Consider the following 19,669-nt stretch of genomic DNA (forward strand, 5'->3'; position numbering starts at 1 on the left):
GTGCAGTCAGCCCGTTGGGCAGGATATGATTATGGGCAAAACGGGGCTTACTTCTTTACGATTTGCACGCACAATCGGGCCCGATCTTTTGGGGACATTGTAGTGCCAGACAATAAGTGGGACTAAGCTTATTTGCGGTTCACTGATCTCGCTAATGTTGTTTTGAATTGTTGGCAGGCTATTCCGCTACGCTTTGCTTTTGCTCAGCTCGACGCGTTCATCCTTATGCCTGATCACATACATGGGATATTGATCTTTGATAAGCTCTCCGAAGCTACTTCTGGTTTATCGTATCAGAACAAGTTTGGCCCACAACGAGAGAACTTGGCAGCCGTATTGCGCGGCTTCAAAGCAGGCGTGAGTTCATGGGCTCGAAGTAAGAATCTTGACTTTAAGTGGCAAGCTGGGTTTCACGATCGAGTAATTCGCAATGAAAACGAGCTCGAAAAGATTCGTCATTACATTGCCACTAATCCTAGTCGCTGGGAGCAAGAGCAATTGAAGGAAGAAAACTCTATATAGATAAAAGATTCTGACTTCTGTAGTCTACACACTTGCCTCTCTCAAGCTCCTTCGAAGCCTTTCCAACCCTCAAAACATATACACCATCACCCAGGCACAGCCGGCGACTTTCTAAGCGCCGGCTGTGTTGTTACATATAACCTTATGTTATACACCGCTTATGAAACCGCATCCTTCCTTTCCGCGCTACGCGCTGCTAGCGCTCTTCATACTTACCATTTTCCTGTCCTCCACTCCTTCGCGCGCTGATATCGTCACGCTCACGGCGGCCGACAACGGCAAGCAAGTGCAACTCACTGTCGGCGACCAGTTGATAGTGCGCTTGCCCACGGTTTCACCGCGCTTCGGGTGGCGGCTGGTCCAGAATTATCCCGGCCAATTATCCGTTACGACTACACACAATCTGCCTGGGGTGAGTAGCGGCGTGCCGGGAGCACCTGCTACTTTTGAGATTCACTTTCAAGCCGTTGGGGCGGGTGGCCTCGATTTGGCTTTGGTGTCGGCGCTGCCCGGCACTGGATATTCGCCGCTGGGAGGCTTTTTTCACGCTTATGTCACCATCGACCAGCCGGGAGTGGCCAAAAACGTGAACATCAGCGAATATGGTAACCACAGCCGGGTGAAAGTGAACAAAGGCGACCAGCTCCAGATCAGGCTAGATAACACCGCCGGCGCCCAATACAAGTGGGAAGTAATGCCCATCGCCGACAACGTCATTCAGCTTGTAACAGCCCAGCCCGAACAGCCGCAGAAGAAATCAAGAAAGCGCAAAGCCGATAATCCGGAAGACATAACGTTTCAGTTTCAAGCGCTGAACCCTGGCAAAACCACGCTGCGTTTTTTGTACCGCAACGCCACCGACAACCAAGCCCCGCCCAAGCGCGATTTTGAACTAGAGGTAGAAGTGCCCGAGCCACCTCGATAAGTGCGCATTCTGAATTCAGCACCTCATTCGCCAAAAGCAAAAAAAGGAAGCCTGCTCCGTGGAGCAGGCTTCCTTTTTTAATGTAGTTCAATGAAGCAGTCTTACTGCACTACCAAGCGCTTGGTCGTAACGTTTGCACCAGTTTTCACCTTGTAGAGGTAAGTACCGCGCGACAGGTTCCCAGCGTCGAATTTCACCTGGTGGTTGCCAGCTGCTTCCGAGCCCGAAACCAGCGTCTGCACTTTGTGACCCATCGAGCTGAACACTTCTACACTTACAGGGCCTTCTTCGGCCACGTAGTAGTTGATAGTAGTAGTACCAGAGAAAGGGTTCGGATAAGCTACCGTTTCCTGGGCTACTGCGCCCTTGGTTGCAGTGGCAGCGCTAGTGCTAGCCGCAGCGGTTGGCTGCGTCTGAGCGTTGTATTGTGGGAACGTACGGCTCACAATTACAGCGAAATCAGCGCGGGTTACGGTTTGGGCGGGCTTGAACGTAGCCTGAATAGTGGGCTGCAAGTCGAATGGACCCTGCTTTACTGTGTAGTAAGCGTTGATCAGGTTCAGCTCCAGGGCAACGCTTACGTAGCCCTCCAGGCCGGCTGGAATCTTGGAAGCGTCGTCGATGGCAACGGTCTTACCATTTACCTGCACTGTTACTGGCTTACCGTTGCGCTCCAGCGCAAACTGCTGGAAGCCTAGGCCCTGCACGAGCGAATAAGCTAGCTCGGCACGGCTAACGGTGCCAGCAGGCGAGAAAGTACCCGCTGCGGTAGGCCGCATTACGCCGTTAAACTGGTGGAAACGGTCGCGCTGGGCGGCGCCCTTGGCAGCTACAGCTTCGGTCAGCAGAATGTCGTTGGCAGTTGTTACATCAGAGAAAGTACGGGCACCGCTGGTGGGCAAATACTGACGAATGCCTTGGCCCATCAACAGATAGTCGGCTAGCTGAATGCGGGTTAGATTAGCATTGGGCTGGAAACCAGTGGCCAAACCATCTACGAGGCGACTGGTCACAGCCATTTTGATAGCAGCTTCGGCTGGGTGACCAACGATGTCAGCAAGGTTTGTGGTGCCGCTTGGCGTTAGCAGCGAGATATTGCCTGTAACGGTTTCGGGAAAAGCTATACCGCGCAAACCTTCAACGGCCACAGTCCAAGTGCCGGCGATGGGAGAAGCTACAGCTACGCCCCGGTCGGTAGTAAGCGTGAACGTAACAGGCGTGCCAGAGGTATAGCGTACGCCGTTCGGATCAATCAACACTAGGTTTGTCAGGTTACCAGTCTCACCGAGAATACCTCTGGAAGAAATCTTTACCTCTACGCTGTTAGTACCAGGGTTTACGGGGAAAGTAAGCGAATTACCCGTGGTCAGAATAGGGTTGAAGTTGATGGTAAACGGCACCGTAGTGGTTTGTGCGTTTACGCTGCTGTTGAAGCGACGAGTAGCATTCACCGTCGAGCCAAAGTTGGAAGAACGTAAAGCCTGATCGACGGCGGCAAAGGCATTTACGTAGCCAGCACCCACTTCCCACGACTCATGGCCGGGCATGTTGGTAGCAGTTTTCATCAATATTTCCTTTACCTGAGCTGGCGAGAGAGAAGGCTTAGCTTCGAGCAAAAGAGCCACAATACCTGCTACGTGAGGCGTTGCCATCGACGTACCACTCATGTGGGTGTAGAAAGGAACCTGACCGGCAGGCAGTACTTCAATGTCCTGCTGTGTACCTAAGGAAGATACCGGAGCAACAGCACGAGTAGAAACCACATCTACACCAGGAGCTACAATAGAAGGCTCATTCTTAAAAGTCCAGGTTTCACCATCAACAGTGAAAGTACCTTGCTCACCGCGTACACCACGGGACGAAAAGTCAGCTATCAGGCCGTTGCGGTCACCGGCGCCTACCGAGATAGTCCAGGGAGCAATGGCGTAGGGGTTGTGCGTATCGGCGCTAGGGCCTTCGTTACCGGCGGCAAATACCACTACCATGCCGCGGTCGTAGCACTTCTTGGTAACCACGTTTATCGGCTGATCAGGATTGAAGTCGCCACTGGTACCGAAAGAGTTGCTGATAACGCGGATGTTGTATTGGGCCTGGTGGGTAAGAGCGTAGTCGAAACCACCAATGGCGTCCAGCACGAGCAGCGCACCACCCGAGCCGTAGCCCAATAAGTTAGCGCCGGGCGCTACACCCTCATATTTGCCCCCCGACTTGGCACCATTGCCCCCCACAGTACCGGCGCAGTGCGTGCCGTGACCAGAGTTGGTATCAGTGTTCGGCACGTTTTCCAAATAAGTAACGGGCAGCATCGCATCCTGAGCGTTCAGGTTGGTAGAACCTAAGACGTTCTGTACTAGGTGCGTACCTAGCTTGATGTCGTCATGAGTACCATCAACACCACTATCGTTAATGAGAACACCAACACCTTTTCCGGATACGGGCAGGCCACCGTTGCGGGCAGTTGTCTCCTTGTCCGTGCGCAGGCGCTTTACGCCAGTCAGGTTGGTGTCGTCAAAATTGTAGTAGTCGAGCTTCTTGTTGATGTAGAGCGACCGCACTTGGGGGTTGCTTGCCAACGCATCTACTTGAGAGGCAGTTGCCAATACACCAGCTATTGGCAAGGCCCGGAAGGAAATGCCCTTGGTAATGCCTAATTGCTGGAGTAAGCTCAGCTGCGTAGGCTGCGGGGCTCCGTCGCCCTTGAAGGTGACTATTACTTGTGCAAGAGGGTTGGTCTTGAGGGCGGCCCGTAGCTCCGGATCAACGGTGGCCTGCCCAAAAGACGTGGTGACCGACAGGCCAACCAGCAGAAGGGTTGTGAGAAACTTGCCTTTCATGTAGAGGTTTTGGAATAGATGGAGAGTGGGAAAGAAGAAAGAAAACTGAGCAACTATGCAGGATAAACGCCTGCTAGAAAAACCATTAAAACAATTACAAAACCCTTTAAAGTAATCAGCAACACTTGATCATCTATATATACGTGCAGCGATTCTTAAATGGATTTCCTGCATTTAATTTATTCGCGTGGAGAACGATTTATATTATTTTAAATCTTTTTTCTCTTTGCAAAACCTTTACAAGAGTTCAGCGTAAAAGCCGCCCTTTTACATCAAAATCGCATGCATTATCGAGGCACTTTTGAATTAATTATTAGCTATTACACAGCTAAGCTCGACTATTAAACGCTGCAATTAATTGTTGAACAAGCATTTAAACGCACTATCGCTTGTACTACCTTTTGTAATCGTTACAATATTATTTACCGGACACTGGTGTAAAAAGGAAGACTAAAGTCCTTTTGTGACACACATCATTAAAAGCATTTTTACTCTGCAGTTTAATTACCAAACTGAAATACCCTCAGAAAATGAATTGGTAAGCTTTTCTAAATTCTTCCGAGCTTTTACCTACGATGCATACCCATGGATTGGATTTGAAGAAATGCAACTTTTTTGCGCTCTTTTCGGAAAAGATTAGGCTAATTTGTGACATATGATTTTATTAATATATAATAGCCTGAGCTTATATCAGAAGCAAAAAGTGTCGCCAGCGCGGCCATCATTCTTCTTCCACCAGTGAACTCTGCACGCTGGTTTAGAAGCCTGTGCACGGTTATATTTGATTATGACTCGGCAGCACAAAGCACGATTGGGAATGACATTGCTGGTCGGGTCATTGATATTACTGGGCCTCGACCGTCTGTTTCCGCTACCTTTTGCCCCCCAATACTCGCCTATCGTGCTGGCGGCTGATGGCTCGGTGCTGCACGCCTACCTCAACCCCACGCAGAAGTGGCGGATGAAGACCGAATTGCGAGAGATAACCCCCGTGTTGCGCACCGCCATTATTGAAAAGGAAGACCGTTACTTCTATTACCACTTTGGCGTCAATCCGCTGGCCATTGTCAAAGCCGCAACGCGTAATGCTTTCACGCAAGGCCGCACGACGGGAGCCAGCACCATCACGATGCAGGTGGCGCGCCTGCTGGAGCCCAAGGAGCGCACGGTAGCGAACAAACTGCTGGAAATAATGCGTGCGGTGCAGCTGGAGGCACATTACAGTAAGGATGAAATCCTGCAGCTATACCTGAACCTGATACCCTACGGTGGCAACGTAGAGGGCGTGAAATCGGCGGCGCTCCTGTACTTTCAGCAGCCCCCGGATTACCTGTCGCTGGCCCAGACGGTGACGTTGGCAATCATCCCAAACCGGCCTACGGGTTTGGTTTTGGGCAAGCACAACGCCGCTATTCTGAAGGAGCGAAATAGGTGGCTGCGGCGCTTTGGGGGGCAAAATCTGTTTTCCAAACAAGCTATTGCCGACGCATTACTGGAGCCGCTGGATGTGCAGCGTCACGCGGCGCCTGCTTTGGCGCCCCACCTGGCGCGACGACTGGTGCGGCAGTTTGCGGGTCAAGCCAGCATCAGTTCCACGTTGCAGCGCAGCAAGCAAGCCAAAGCCGAAGATTTGACGCGCAATTATGTGCGCCGCTTACACGCCTTGGGCATTACGAATGCGGCAGTGCTGGTCGTGAATAACCGCACCCGCGCCGTGGAAGCCTACGTGGGCTCGGCTGACTTCGGCGACATCAACAATCAAGGACAGAACGATGGGGTGCTGGCCGTTCGCTCGCCGGGTAGCACGCTTAAGCCTTTTTTGTATGCGCTGGCCATGGACCAAGGGCTGCTTACGCCCAAACAGTTGTTACCTGATGTACCCACCAACTTCCGCGGCTACCGCCCCGAGAACTTCGATAAGCGCTGCCACGGGGAGGTAACCGTGGAGCGAGCCTTGGCTTTTTCGCTTAATATTCCGGCGGTAAGCGTACTGGCTGAGCTAGGCGTGCCTGCCTTCACGGATAAGCTTACCCAGGCTGGCTTTCGCCGCGTGGCCCGCGATGCGCCGCATTTGGGCCTGAGCACGATTCTGGGCGGCTGCGGGGCAACGCTCGAGGAACTGACGAATCTGTATGTGACGCTGGCAAACGGCGGCCGGTATCAGGCGCTGGCGTGGACTACTTCACACGACCTCAACAATTGGCCTTACCCCCTAGCCCCCTCGCCGAAGGGAGAGGGGGAACCAGCTTTAAAAACTAGAATTCTAGAAAATGTAGTCAGATCTAAAAAGCTAGAACTAGTTCACCCTCTCCCTTCGGCGAGGGGGCTAGGGAGTGAGGTCACACCTGGGGGGCAAATTTCTTTGTTTTCCGAGTCGGCGGCCTATCTCACCACCGACATTCTCGCTCAGCTTACGCGCCCTGATTTGCCGGTGGGCTACGAAACCAGCCGGCGCCTGCCCAAGATTGCCTGGAAGACGGGCACCAGCTACGGCCGCCGCGACGCCTGGAGCATCGGCTACAACCGGGAATACACCACTGGGGTGTGGGTGGGCAACTTCAGCGGGCACGGGGCACCGGCCCTGACGGGCTCGGAGGTGGCCACTCCCCTCCTATTCGACTTGTTTAATGCGCTGGCCTACAACTCACCTAACAACTGGTTTTTGCCCCCCAGCAGCTTGGATTTCCGGTTGGTGTGCGCTGAGAGCGGCCGCCCGCCGGGTGAGCATTGCCCCAATCAGCTCATCGATTATTTCCTGCCGGGCGTGTCGTCGGGGCAGCGCTGCCAGCACCAGCGCGAGGTGCTGCTGGCGGCCGATGGCGCGAGTGTGTATTGCCGGGCCTGTGCCCCGGCAGCCGGTTTTCGGCGCGAGCTGTACCCAAATTTGCCCCCCGGCGTGGCTGCTTTCCGCGAAACTCAAGGCTTGCCCTACCGACGACTGCCGCCACACAACCCCGCTTGCCAGCTTGTGCGCGGCGGGCCCGAAATGGCCCCCAGCATCATTTCACCCTTGGCGGGCACTGACTATGTGCTCAACCGGGGAGAAGGGCAGCAGCTATTACTGAGCTGCACGACCGACAGCGAAGTTCGGCAGGTGTATTGGTACGTGAATGACGAGTTTTTGCGAGCCGCGCCAGCTACGGAGCGTGTCTTTTTTCGCCCGTCGGCCGGGCCGCTAAAAATATCCTGCGCCGACGACCACGGCCGCAATACGGATATTCAAATCACGGTAACGGAGCTGTAGAGCAACGGTATTTGTGCTGTTTTCTGCGCCGTCTATTGCTCACAAAAACAGCACTTTGGAAGGGCATAAAAGAGAGGAATTATTCCCTGATTTAGAGCGAATTGCCCCACTTTATCTGACTTTCGTCTTAAATCGGATAATCCTTATTGCACTCTACTCCGTTAAGAGCATCATCAACGGTTGAGTTGTTGTGGCACGGTGCTTGTATTTACCTGCTAAGAATTTGTATAAGATTCCCAACTTAAAACATTCGTCATGAAAAAGCTCAGTTATATATCGACGCTGATTCTGCTGATCACGGTGACCTTCGGTAGCACGGTTCAGGCTCAGGAGAAAAAGCCCTGGAGCCCGCAGGCCAAGGGTGCCGTAATTGGTGGTGTAGGTGGTGCCGCTGCTGGCGCTATTATTCATAAGCGCAACCGCCCCGTGGGTGGTGTGGTAGGTGGAGTGGCCGGCGCTGGCGTGGGCTATGCCATTGGTAAGCGCACCGACAACAAACGCAAAGAAGCCGCCCGCGTAGCCGCTGCTAACCGTGCTGCCGCCAACCGGGCTGCGGCCGAACGCGCCGAGCGTGCTGCCCTGGCCCGCCGCGTAGATGCTGCTGAAAAGAAAGCTGCTGTAGCTACTGCTCCCAAGCCTCAGGCCCAGCAATACCCAATGATGGCCAATGGCTTTGCCGCTACCGCTCCGATGATGCTTGTTGGCACCGACGGTGCTCCTACTGCTTCCAACGCTGCTTACCTGCCCAACGAGTCGTATGGCGAGCGTAACACGCCGTATCCTTCTTCGGAAGTGCGCAGAAAGAGCTGGTAACCACCGAATTTTTCTACTTTCGCCGACTCTTGCCTTGTGCCGGAGCCGGCGAATTTTTGTACAGTCCTCACACTAACACTCCCCTTTTTATGAAATCCTTGCTTTGGATTTTGTCCGCTACCGTACTTCTGACGGCTTCTTGCACCAAAACCGACGAGAAAGACTCGGCCGTAAATGCGCAGACGCTGAATCAGCAGTTTATCAGTGCCTGGAACAGCAAAAATGCCATTCAGCTAGATACGCTCTTCGCCGATGATGTGCATTTTCTGCAAGGAGAAGCCCACTTTCAGGGTAAATCAGAAGTTTCTAACCGTTGGGTGCGCGAAACCATGGGCACCATTTCTAACCTGCGCACCAACGTAGTAAGCTCCGGCACCGACGCGCAAACAGCTTACGAAGCCGGCACGTACTCCGTAGATGTGGAGCCAACAACGCCGGGCGCCCCCATGGGTGAGGGCGAAGGCAACTTCATCCTGCTCTGGAAAAAGAACCCGAAAGGCAGCTGGAAACTCAGCTACGCCCAACTCGAAGGCTTGCCGGTGCGCGTGAAATAATGTAGATTGTTTCTTGCTGCATCATACATAAAAAAAGCCCCCCAGACCTGATCTGGGGGGCTTTTTTTGGCATTCGTTTTTACTACGACTCCGTTGTGCGGGCCAGATATTCTTCCCCATCCAGCACCGGTTCCATGTGCTTTGACTCTTCCTCAGTAAATAGCCGCGAGCGAATCAGGAAGCGCACGCCCAGCGGAATTTCCAGCGAGAAGCTGGCCCCGCGGCCCTTCGTGACGTCTACCGTGAGTTGGGTGTGCTGCCAGTACTCAAACTGACTGGCGCTCATGAAGAAGTCGCAGCCGTGGATGGTGCCCAGCCACACGTCGGAGCCGCCCACGCGGAACTCGCCCGCCGCAAAGCACATGGGCGAAGAGCCGTCGCAGCAGCCGCCGCTCTGGTGAAACATCAGCGGGCCGTGCTCATCGCGGAGCAAATCAATGGTAGCTTCGGCAGCAGGAGTTACGAGGACGCGGGGAGTTGGCATCAGTGATATGGTGAGTGGTGAAATTGTGAAGTGGTGAAATGGTGAGTTTGACGTTCTATCTGCGCGTTTTGCTCCTTCAGAACGTCAAACTCACCATTTCACCACTTCACAATTTCACCTTATTAAAAGAAGCCTAGTTTCTGCTGGCTATAGGATATTAGCATGTTCTTGGTCTGGCGGTAGTGGGCCAGCATCATCTTGTGGTTTTCGCGGCCAAAACCTGATGCTTTGTAGCCACCGAAGGGCGCGCCGGCGGGATAGTCGTGGTAGCAGTTTACCCACACGCGGCCGGCCTGAATGGCGCGGGGCATCTGGTAGAGCTCGTGGGCGTCGCGGCTCCAGAGGCCGGCGCCCAGGCCGTAGAGCGTGTCGTTGGCCAGGGCAATGGCTTCGTCGTTGTCCTTGAAGGTGGTAACCGACAGCACAGGGCCGAAGATTTCCTCCTGGAAGATGCGCATTTTGTTGTGGCCGCGGAAGATGGTGGGCTTGATGTAATAGCCTTCGGTCAACTCTTCATGATCATGAGCGTGGGCTTCACCGCCAACCAGCACTTCCGCGCCTTCGGCCTTGCCAATTTCGAGGTAGCTCAGAATCTTCTCGTACTGATCGTTCGAGGCCTGAGCGCCCATCATGGTGTCGGGGTCGAGGGGGTGGCCGAGCTTGATAGCTTTTACGCGCTCAATCAGGCGGGGCATGAACGCGTCGTAAATGTCTTCGTGGATGAGCAGGCGCGACGGGCAGGTGCAGATTTCGCCCTGGTTCAGCGCAAACATGGCCGCCCCTTCCAGGCATTTGTCGAGGAAATCGTCGTCGTGGTCCATCACCGATTTGCAGAAGATATTCGGCGATTTGCCCCCCAGCTCCATCGTGACCGGAATAATGTTCTCAGCGGCGTATTGCAGAATGAGGCGGCCCGTGGTGGTTTCGCCCGTGAAGGCAACTTTCTGCACACGCTTGTTGCTGGCCAGCGGCTTGCCGGCTTCCAGCCCAAAGCCATTCACTACGTTGATTACCCCGGCAGGCAGCACGTCCTGAATCAGCTCCATGAGCACCATAATGCTGGCGGGCGTCTGCTCGGCGGGCTTTACTACCACGCAGCAGCCGGCGGCCAGGGCGGGGGCAATTTTCCAGGTGGCCATCAGCAGCGGGAAGTTCCAGGGAATAATCTGGCCCACCACACCCAGCGGCTCCTGAATGACGAGGGAAAGCGTGTTTTCATTCAGCTCCGTCGCCGAGCCTTCTTCAGCCCGAATAACGCCCGCGAAATAGCGGAAGTGGTCGATGGCCAGGGGCAGGTCGGCGGCCATGGTTTCGCGGATGGCTTTGCCGTTCTCCACAGTTTCGACGGCCGCCAGGTGCTCCAGATTGGCTTCCATGATGTCGGCAATCTTGAGCAGCACGTTGCTGCGCGTGGTGGCCGAAGCTTTGCTCCAGCTTTTGAACGCCTCATGGGCCGCATCCAGGGCCAGCTCAATATCCTCTTTGGTGGAGCGGGCTACCTTACAAAAGGCCTTGCCATCGATGGGTGATGGGTTCTCAAAATACTGGCCTTTAACGGGGGCTACCCACTTGCCGCCAATAAAGTTGTCGTAGTGAGATTTGAACTGGGGGCGCGCGATGAGAGTGGTGGGATTTTCTAACGTTTCCATGCTGTGGGAGTTATGAATGAACACTTAGCCCAAGTTAGCTTTCGTTATTGCTGAAAAGTGTGTAGTATTCTCTCAGTCTTCCCGCCTATAGTCGCAAGTTTTTCTGCTCTCTAGTCCGCCCGCCATGTCCCAAGTATTTCTGCCTTCGCCCGTAGCGCTACGCCATCCCGATCAGCTCCACGCTTTGGTTGAAAACCGCACGGTGTACTCGCTGGATGCTTTTGAGCTGAACATTTTTGAGACGCGCCAAACGGCCAGCAAGGTGCCGCTCAGCATGGGCAACCTGGTGCTGACGACTATGCTGCGCGGCAAGAAAGTGATGCACCTGGCTGGCCGGCCGGCCTTCGATTACCTGCCCGGCGAATCGGTAATTGTGGGCGAGCAGCAGCTTATGGAAATCGATTTTCCCGAAGCCAGCGCCACCAATCCTACCCAGTGCCTGGCCCTGGCCATCCCCGCCGACACCATTCGCCAAACCGTAGATTTACTGAATGAGCGGCTGCCGCTGGCCGAGGAAAAAGCCCCTTGGAGCCTGGCCATGACCGAAAATGCGCATCTGACCAACACGCCCGAGCTAACGGGCACGCTGGAGCGCCTGATTCATCTTTCGCAGGAAACGCACGCCAGCAAAGACGTGCTGGCGTCTTTCACGCTTCAGGAGCTGCTTATTCGGCTGATGCAAACCCAGGCCCGCCAGCTTATTTTTCATAACTACGCCCAGCACCTCACCTCCCACCGCTTTGCCCATGTGGTGCAGTACATCAAGCGCCACCTCACGGAGCAAATTACCGTGGAAAAGCTCAGCGAGCTGGCTTGCATGAGCAAAGCCACCTTCTTCCGCCTCTTCAAGCGCGAGTTCGGCCTGACGCCGGTAGAGTATATTATTCATGAGCGCCTGGCCGAAGCCAAACGCCTGTTGCGCAACCCGCTCACCACCGTGGCCGACGTGTGCTTCCGGGCGGGTTTTAACAACACAAATTACTTTCAGTCGCTTTTCAAAAAGTACGAAGGGATAACGCCCGGCTTGTACAAGAAGCGGTGCCGATAGAAGCACGCTGGGGGGCTTTTTAACATGAAATGAGTTAAGCCTACTCACAAAGCCGTCATGCAGAGGCGAAGCCGAAGCATCTCGCGTGTTTATTAAGATTAGTAACCTCACATCAGCACGCGAGATGCTTCGCTCCGCTCTGCATGACATACGCTTTGGGTAAGCGCCTTGATATTACTGCAATTGGCTGGAATCCTTCGTTAATGTCTTGTTCTTAATGGGCTGAAACCTGGTTTCGCGGGGCTGCTTTTCGCTTAAATAACGCCAGTAGCGCAGCGGAATGTGGCGCCGGTGCAGCTTCATGTTGCGGCGCTCCGGAATGTTAGCGTGGTCGAAATAGGTTTGCCAGAGCAGGCGAAACAGCGGTTCCCGTTCATCCAGCACTGTGGCTGACATGTCGGTGGAGCGCTGGGGGGCTTTTTCCTCAAACTGCACGATGTCGGTGCGGTGCAGATCGTAGTAGAGACCGTAGCCACGGCGGCGGTCAAAGATCAGCCAGCGCTGGTCGGCGTAGCGCTTGGTAAAGTGGGGTGCGATGAGCGGCAGCACATCAAAGTCAGGTTCGATAGTGGCGTGAAACAGCTCGTCCTGCGTTTTCTCGAAGCGCACAAAGGCCTCCATGCGGTGCTTTTCGCGGAACATCTGCTTGTCGATGTCGGCTACCAGGCGCACGCTGTCGTTGGTGTAGTTTTCTGAAATATCCACCCGGCCCTTCGCTTCCACCGCCAACTGCACATAGCGGCAAATGATGATTTCGCGGTCGGCGCGCTCCGATAGAAAAACGTGGTAGAGGCGCGTACGGGCCTCTTTGTCCATGTATTTCAGCAAGCCTTGCCACACGCGCGCGGCTTTTTCCTCGCTGGTAGCAATGGGCACCGTGGCTGTAAAAAGCCCCCCCTGGGCCGCGTCGGCGGGCTGAATGCTGTTGGGGGGCGTTTTGCGCTCATACATCTCCAGCAATACCGTCAGCAGGCCATCGAAAGAGCCATCGTAGGTGTAATCGTGCATAAAGCGGAATAAATGGATAGCGACACTAGCCGGCTAGTCAACCAACAGCCCGCCATGCTTCAACAGGCAAAAGCCAGATTCAGCATGACGGGCCAGTTTCGGCAGTTGCTTAGCCTTGTACGGGTTGCAGCTGGCGGGCTGCGTCGCTGAGGGCCTGGGCCAGTTCGTGCAGCTGATCGATAAAGTTGGGCGTAGCGCCATCTACTACGCTGTTGATGTGTTCGGCCAAAGTGAGAAGCTGGCTGCTGACTTGATTTGCATCACCGGTATTGATAACACCTTCCAGCTCTCTCAAATCGTCGGCGATTGTCTTGTAAGCCGGGTCGCCGCCTGTTTCCAGGAGTTCGCTCCAGCCGTTGATGTTGCCAAGCGCAGGGGTTTTACCGTTGGTAATATTCCCCTTAAGAATCTCGAGAGAAGCGTTTAGGTGAGTGGCGGCGGCAGATTGGGAAATGCTCATATATCGGTTGGGTTTAAGTGAACACTAGCCTTTCTTACTGCATCCGGTGCTCTGAGGTTAAGTAAGGAAGAAGGTTATCGTGTTTCGCTTCCTGTTATTGCCCGCCATTTTCGTGCGGATGACCGAAGAACCGCAGCAACAATTCGTTGACGGCTTCGGCATCTTCGTGCTGCACCCAGTGCGTTGATCGTTCAAAATAGGTGAGGCGACCGGCCTCACACCACGCCAGGCTTTCCTGCGCCATGTTGGGATTAAGAAAAGCATCGCGCTTGCCCCACACGATGTGTACCGGCACCCGCACGCGCCCCGGCGGATTCAGCTGCCGCATGTAGCGCGCCGCTGCCCGATACCAATTGAGCATACTGGTAATGGCGCCCGGCTGCGCCCAGGCTGCCCTATAAAGCTTTAAATCTTCGGTACTAAAAGCCCCCCGGCGGCTGGTGCCGCGCAGAGTTTGTTCGCCGAGCTGGTAGTTGTTGAAGCTGAAGGCCTTCTCAGGCAGCCAGGAGAGCTGAAAAAAGAAAATATACCAGCTCTTGCTTAGCTGCCGGATGCTGTGCCGTAGCTCCTGGGTCATCACCCGCGGGTGCGGCACATTCAGAATAGCCACCCGCGCCACCCGGGAAGGGAAATAGGCCGCCAGGTTCCAGGCTACGAGCGCGCCCCAGTCGTGGCCGACCAGGAAGGCGCGCTCGTGCCCGGCTGCGTCAATCAGCCCAATAATATCGGCCGCCAAAGCGGGCATCTTATACGCCGCAACCTGGGCAGGTTTGTCGCTGAGGTTGTAGCCGCGCTGATCCGGTGCCCACACTCGGTAGCCCGCTTCTGCCAAAGCCGGAATTTGACGTCGCCAGCTGTACCAGAACTCAGGAAAACCGTGTAGCAGTATAATCAGCGGGCCATCCAGCGGGCCACACTGCACCACGTGCAGCGTAATGCCATTGGTAGGGACGTCGTGATGTTCGAGTTCGTAGCGCACAACCCGTCTTACTACGGGCGCGGTAAGAAGTTGCCCCTCAGCTACAAACCAGTCTCACAGCCTCAGGCAGCCTCCGGGTGCGACTCGTCGCGAGCAGTGTTATTACGCACCGACTCGTGCAGCTGCCGAACAAGCGGCAATAGGTCGCTGAGCTTACAGCAGCAGGCTAGGCGGGCTACTTTGGAGGTTTTGGAGGCTTCGGAAGGAGCGGCCGACGCGTCGGCGCCGCGGTGAGAAACAGTCATGGTAGTAGTAGTTGGTCGCTAATGGTTGGTTGTATAAAGAGCCGCCGGGCGGCGTTGAGGTGGCAGAATGGAAGAGAAACTATGAGCCGCACCGCAATGACTGAAGTTGTGCTGGAGTATGTTGGTCACTGCGGCGCGGCTTAATGCTTTCTGGGGGGCTTTTTCGAATACCAAAATGATACCGGACTATGCCTATACTTTTATTTATAAGTTTTAATGAGAAGTGATTTTCACGCGCTAGGAAGCCTGAGCAAAAAGATCGAGCTGCTGGGTAACAAGGGCAGAGCGCACCGCACCCGACCCGAACAGAATCTGCCGACGCAGGCTCTGCTCATCATATTCGCGGCTATCCAGCGCCTGCCCGCGGCAAGTCAGAAAGAACTTAGCGCGCTTGAGCACCACGCCAAACTTGTGCAAATGATCTAAAGTGAGCGGGGCAAAACGGCGGGCCGCCACAATGCGCTTGGCCGAGCGCGCGCCCACACCGGGCACTCGCAGAATCATCTCGTAGTCAGCGGTCTGCACATCCACCGGAAAAACGTGGCGGTTGCGCAGTGCCCAAGCCAGCTTGGGGTCAATTTCCAGATCGAGGTGCGGATGCTGAGGGTCCAGAATTTCGTCGGCCTGAAAGCCGTAGAAGCGAATCAACCAATCGGACTGATACAGGCGGTGCTCCCGAATAACAGGCGGGCGCGTGAGCTGCGGCAGGCGCGCATCATCCGTCACAGGCACGTAGCCCGAATAATACACCCGCTTCAGGCCGTAGCCTTTGTATAGCGAATCGGATAGCTGCAGAATCTGATGGTCATTTTCATCGGAGGCGCCTACTATGAGCTGGGTGCTTTGCCCCGCCGCCGCGAAAGCCGGCACCTTCTTGAATAGCGCCTTCTCCTCTTTGTTCTGCACGATACCCTGATGAATCTGCTTCATCGGGGTCAGAATTTCCTTATAGTTTTTCTCGGGGGCCAAATTCTGCAAACTCAGCTCCGAAGGCAACTCAATGTTCACGCTCAACCGGTCGGCGTACAGGCCGGCTTCCGCAATCAGTTCAGGCGAAGCGCCCGGAATAGTTTTAACATGGATGTAGCCGTTGAACTTGTGCTCCGTGCGCAGCTTTTTCACGATGCGCACCAAGCGCTCCATCGTGTAGTCCGAATCCTTAAAAATGCCGGAGCTTAAAAAAAGGCCTTCGATATAATTGCGACGATAGAAGTTCATCGTCAGGTCGACTACTTCGTCCACGGTGAAGGCCGCGCGCTTCACATCATTGCTACGCCGCGATACGCAGTAAGCGCAGTCGAAGATGCAGTAGTTGGTCAGCAGAATTTTAAGCAGCGACACGCAACGGCCGTCTTCGGTGTAACTGTGGCAGATGCCCATACCCTCGGCATTACCCAAGCCTTTGTTCTCGTTTTTGCGCTTTCCGCCACTGCTGGAGCACGACACATCGTACTTCGCGGCGTCTGCCAAAATACTTAGCTTTTCCTGAATTCGTTCGTTCATCCGAGGGCTTTTGATGGCTTAAAAATAGCAACTAGACTTCATATACACAATACTACCTTAAGCTAATTTTTTTAGGAAAGGTTTCAAAAGCACTGCTCAAAATGGCTGGTTTGTACTAGAATTTTGCCCCCCAGACTAGCAATCATCAACCTATTGCGCCTGGTGCTTTTTTGGGCTTGATTTGGGATATTATCCCCTCCTAACTTGGTTGAGAATTTCAGGTAGGCTTGAGCTTCGTACTTACCGAGTGGCGGCCGACGTTTGTATCTTGCAGGTTGCCACTTGGCTTTTGTATTGTTCCGCTTTATGCTTGCTTACCTCGTGTCTGCTTTCCAGTTGCGGCGCCGTTTTCGGTGGCGGCTGGTACTGCCGTTGGTATTCTTGGCAGGGGTGGCGCAGGCCCAAGACCCGCAGCCATCCGTGCCCGATACAGTGCTAACCCCGCTCGAAACCCGCCCCGATTCCCTGCGGCGGCGCTTCGATGAGGAGCGTATTCTCACTGGCCTGCAAGCGTATGCCAAGCGCAAGACCATTGCCGGCAAGGCGGTGGCGGCGCTGTTCAACTTTACGGCCCGCGCTGAGGAGCGGGCCGGCCTCGATGCTACCCTGCTCGACCGCCAATACAGCCAGCACAACTTTAAGATTGTGCGTAGCATCAACATTACCACCCTCGACGCCTTCGGTTATAGCATCAACAACCCCGACCGCAAGCCGCGCAACTTTCTGGAAAAAGGGGGCAATATTTTTCACATTCGCACGGCTCCTTCGCGGGTGCGGCAGCTTCTGCTGTTTCGGGTGGGCGAAGAGCTGGAGCCCCAGGAGCTTAGTGAAACTGAGCGTTTGCTGCGCCAGACGGGAGAGCTACTCGACGCGCGCGTATTTGTGAATGAGGCCACTACTACGCCCGACAGCGTAGACGTGCAGATTATTACCAAGGATGTGTTTAGCCTGAGCGGCTCGCTTCAGATTCGCGATGTGGATGCGGCCGTCATTGGGCTGAACGATGTGAACTTTATGGGGCTGGGCCACCAGTTCCGGAACCGCTACGAGTATGGCCGCGCCAGCCCCCAGCCCTGGCGCTACCGGGGCAGCTATCTGGTACCTTTCCGCAACTTCGTCAATGCGCAGGTGCGCTATCGCAACGAGTACGAAAACAAGGAAATAGGCGCCTACGTGGCCCGCGACTTTGTTTCTATTAACACCCAGTATGCCGGCGCAGTGGCGCTCGATTTCTATGATCGGCTTATTCAGCTGCCACAATTGCCCCCCATCCCTTCGGATCGCCTGGAGCGGCTGCGCTATAGCACCCGCGATATATGGCTGGGACGCGCCTTACGCCTGAAAAGCTACGATCTGGGCTATGAGAATCCGGCCCGCTTTGTCGTTTCCGGGCGCTTTCTGAATACCACCTACGGCGAGCGGCCCATTGAGGACTACGCAGACGCGAGCCTTTTTCTGGGCACTATCGGCTATAGCGTTCGGCGCTACTATAAGGACAAATATCTCTTCGGTTTCGGCCGTACCGAGGACGTACCGACGGGCACCTTACTCAGCCTTACCGCTGGCTACGAATTGAACGAGCTGGGCAATCGGCGCTACTATGGCGTGCGTGCTGCCAGTGGCCTCTATAGTGTGCGGCGGGGCTATTTATATCTGAGTGGGGAGTTCGGGACCTTTGTGCGCCAGCGCGAACGAGACTGGCAGCAAGGACTCCTGAGCACGCAGGCCCTGTATTTTACGCGCCTCTACAATACGGGCAACTATCAGTGGCGCCATTTTCTGTGGAACCGCATGGATCTGGGCTTCGACCGACGCCCAGGCGAGCAGCTTTTGTCCATTGAGGGCGAACGGGGCCTGCGCGGCTTCCGCTCCGATGGCACTCTGCGCGGCACCAGTCGCTTTGTGCTCAACTACGAGGCTACCATGTACACGCCCGTATCGTTTCTGGGCTTCCGCCTGGCCGGCGTAGCTTTCGCCGATGCTGCCTGGTTGGCCACTACTCCCGGCCGCGACTCTCCATTTCTCGACAAGCCATTCACTGGCTTCGGCCTGGGTTTGCGCTTCCGCAACGAGTACACAGCGCTGCGCACCATCCAGATTTTGTTTGGCTTCTATCCGCGGGGCCAGCTGACCAATAATGGCTACCGGATCTTCGAGAATTCGGGGGCCTATTATGACTTCAGTGATTTCAACTTTACCCGTCCTGGTGTCGCACCGTATCAATAGTTTGCAGAGACGCGTATTCGCGTCTCACCGTTGAATGACCGGCCCCACGCCATGCTACTAGTTATCCTAAAATAACGTCAGCAACGATTGAGACGCGAATACGCGTCTCTACGCCGTTATTACTCCTTTTTATAGTAATGCCAATCTACCGCAGGGACTCTACGTAAGAGGCAGATACACCCGAGCGAAATTTGCCCCCCAGGCTTCTGTACCTTTGGCTTCCTACCATAACTCACCCCAAAAGCCCATCCCATGCTTGCCCTCGGCGACTATAACGAACTTGAAGTAGCCCGCGCCGTGGATTTCGGCCTGTATCTGACCTCCGACGACGGCGACTTGCTGTTGCCCATTAAGTACGTGCCTGAAGGCACTCAAATCGGTGACCGGCTGCGCGTGTTTGTGTACCGTGACTCCGAAGACCGCCTCATTGCCACCACTTTAGAGCCACTGGCACGGGTGGGTGAGTTTGCGGCCCTCACCGTTCGCGACGTTTCGTCCAACGGCGCTTTCCTGGAGTGGGGCCTCGAAAAGGACCTGTTTCTCCCCTACCGCAACCAGCGCCAGGCCTTGCGCGTGGGACAGCGCGCTACCGTATATGTTTACCTCGACGAGAACTCCGACCGTATTGTGGCCTCATCTAAATGGGAGAAATACCTGCCGCAGGCTGACTTTCCGGGCAAAGCTGGCGACCAGGTAGAGCTATTCGTCGCCCAGGATACGGACTTAGGCTACACGGTTATCGTGAATGGCGCTTACCTCGGGCTGGTGTATCACAATGAAGTATTTCGCCCTCTGCGCTTAGGCGACAAGCCTACTGGTTACGTGCGCCAGATCAGGCCCGACGGCAAGCTGGATATAAGTCTGCAGAAAGTAGGCTACGATGAAGCTTTGGACGCCACCGAAACCATTCTCACGGCCCTACGTGCCAGCGGCGGCGCCCTGCCCTTGTCCGACAAAAGTGAGCCCGACGACATTTACCGCCGCCTGGGCATGAGCAAGAAAGTATTCAAGAAAGCGCTCGGCACACTTTATAAGCGCGGCCTGGTGCAACTAGCACCCGACGAAACCCGACTACTAGGGCAGGAATAAATAGCCAAAGCAAGCCTTCATCTAATAACTTGACTCTCAACAGAAAGGACGCACGACGCGTCATTTTTGCTGCGATGTTCGTTGGC

16 protein-coding genes are annotated in these 19,669 nt (G+C 54.9%); 8 read left to right on the plus strand and 8 right to left on the minus strand.

Features of this window, described 5'->3' with window-relative positions:
• The first annotated feature begins 225 nt into the window (after positions 1–225).
• Together IEW06_RS13405 and IEW06_RS13410 are read left to right on the plus strand one after the other, a co-directional pair.
• On the plus strand, positions 226–522 hold the full coding sequence (locus IEW06_RS13405; protein WP_187732973.1) for a hypothetical protein: 297 nt from the start codon (positions 226–228) through the stop codon (positions 520–522).
• A 160-nt stretch (positions 523–682) separates the two neighbouring features.
• The gene (locus IEW06_RS13410) at positions 683–1,447 is read left to right on the plus strand and encodes a protease inhibitor I42 family protein (RefSeq protein ID WP_187732974.1); all 765 of its coding nucleotides are present in this window, start codon (positions 683–685) and stop codon (positions 1,445–1,447) included.
• A gap of 101 nt (positions 1,448–1,548) precedes the next feature.
• Here IEW06_RS13410 and IEW06_RS13415 read toward each other — a convergent pair whose 3' ends face one another.
• Positions 1,549–4,281 (minus strand): S8/S53 family peptidase, encoded by a 2,733-nt coding sequence (locus IEW06_RS13415; RefSeq protein ID WP_187732975.1) that lies wholly within the window; start codon positions 4,279–4,281, stop codon positions 1,549–1,551.
• Positions 4,282–5,098: 817 nt separating this feature from the next.
• Between IEW06_RS13415 and pbpC the strand changes: the two genes are divergently transcribed.
• The 3 genes from pbpC to IEW06_RS13430 all read left to right on the plus strand — a co-directional run bounded on the left by pbpC (position 5,099) and on the right by IEW06_RS13430 (position 8,892).
• Positions 5,099–7,525, plus strand: coding sequence for a penicillin-binding protein 1C (gene pbpC / locus IEW06_RS13420; RefSeq protein ID WP_188548413.1), 2,427 nt, complete (start codon positions 5,099–5,101; stop codon positions 7,523–7,525).
• 255 nt (positions 7,526–7,780) lie between these two features.
• Positions 7,781–8,338, plus strand: a complete 558-nt coding sequence (locus IEW06_RS13425; RefSeq protein WP_187732978.1) for a YMGG-like glycine zipper-containing protein — start codon at positions 7,781–7,783, stop codon at positions 8,336–8,338.
• A gap of 89 nt (positions 8,339–8,427) precedes the next feature.
• Positions 8,428–8,892: a YybH family protein gene (locus IEW06_RS13430; protein ID WP_187732979.1), complete on the plus strand. Its 465-nt coding sequence runs from the start codon at positions 8,428–8,430 to the stop codon at positions 8,890–8,892.
• Positions 8,893–8,974: 82 nt separating this feature from the next.
• Here the strand turns inward: IEW06_RS13430 and IEW06_RS13435 are convergent, their stop codons facing one another.
• The gene (locus tag IEW06_RS13435) at positions 8,975–9,376 is read right to left on the minus strand and encodes a DUF779 domain-containing protein (RefSeq protein ID WP_187732980.1); all 402 of its coding nucleotides are present in this window, start codon (positions 9,374–9,376) and stop codon (positions 8,975–8,977) included.
• Between the two features lie 122 nt (positions 9,377–9,498).
• Positions 9,499–11,025: an aldehyde dehydrogenase family protein gene (locus tag IEW06_RS13440; protein ID WP_187732981.1), complete on the minus strand. Its 1,527-nt coding sequence runs from the start codon at positions 11,023–11,025 to the stop codon at positions 9,499–9,501.
• Between the two features lie 124 nt (positions 11,026–11,149).
• Between IEW06_RS13440 and IEW06_RS13445 the strand changes: the two genes are divergently transcribed.
• Positions 11,150–12,073, plus strand: a complete 924-nt coding sequence (locus tag IEW06_RS13445; RefSeq protein WP_187732982.1) for a helix-turn-helix transcriptional regulator — start codon at positions 11,150–11,152, stop codon at positions 12,071–12,073.
• A gap of 174 nt (positions 12,074–12,247) precedes the next feature.
• Here the strand turns inward: IEW06_RS13445 and IEW06_RS13450 are convergent, their stop codons facing one another.
• The 5 genes from IEW06_RS13450 to IEW06_RS13470 all read right to left on the minus strand — a co-directional run bounded on the left by IEW06_RS13450 (position 12,248) and on the right by IEW06_RS13470 (position 16,268).
• Positions 12,248–13,081: a TIGR03915 family putative DNA repair protein gene (locus IEW06_RS13450; RefSeq protein ID WP_187732983.1), complete on the minus strand. Its 834-nt coding sequence runs from the start codon at positions 13,079–13,081 to the stop codon at positions 12,248–12,250.
• 109 nt (positions 13,082–13,190) lie between these two features.
• Positions 13,191–13,541 (minus strand): hypothetical protein, encoded by a 351-nt coding sequence (locus tag IEW06_RS13455; protein ID WP_187732984.1) that lies wholly within the window; start codon positions 13,539–13,541, stop codon positions 13,191–13,193.
• A gap of 94 nt (positions 13,542–13,635) precedes the next feature.
• A complete protein-coding gene (locus IEW06_RS13460) occupies positions 13,636–14,520 on the minus strand; it encodes an alpha/beta fold hydrolase (protein WP_187732985.1) in 885 nt (294 codons plus the stop codon).
• Between the two features lie 62 nt (positions 14,521–14,582).
• On the minus strand, positions 14,583–14,765 hold the full coding sequence (locus tag IEW06_RS13465) for a hypothetical protein (RefSeq protein ID WP_187732986.1): 183 nt from the start codon (positions 14,763–14,765) through the stop codon (positions 14,583–14,585).
• Positions 14,766–15,002: 237 nt separating this feature from the next.
• Positions 15,003–16,268: a putative DNA modification/repair radical SAM protein gene (locus IEW06_RS13470; protein ID WP_187310564.1), complete on the minus strand. Its 1,266-nt coding sequence runs from the start codon at positions 16,266–16,268 to the stop codon at positions 15,003–15,005.
• Between the two features lie 306 nt (positions 16,269–16,574).
• On the opposite strand from IEW06_RS13470, the gene IEW06_RS13475 reads away from it, so the two are divergent.
• Positions 16,575–18,494, plus strand: a complete 1,920-nt coding sequence (locus IEW06_RS13475; protein ID WP_188548414.1) for a BamA/TamA family outer membrane protein — start codon at positions 16,575–16,577, stop codon at positions 18,492–18,494.
• 252 nt (positions 18,495–18,746) lie between these two features.
• Positions 18,747–19,583, plus strand: a complete 837-nt coding sequence (locus IEW06_RS13480; protein ID WP_187732988.1) for a CvfB family protein — start codon at positions 18,747–18,749, stop codon at positions 19,581–19,583.
• The last annotated feature ends 86 nt before the right edge of the window (positions 19,584–19,669 follow it).

It is taken from the genome of Hymenobacter qilianensis (genome assembly GCF_014638675.1).
In the GTDB taxonomy this organism is placed as follows: domain Bacteria; phylum Bacteroidota; class Bacteroidia; order Cytophagales; family Hymenobacteraceae; genus Hymenobacter; species Hymenobacter qilianensis.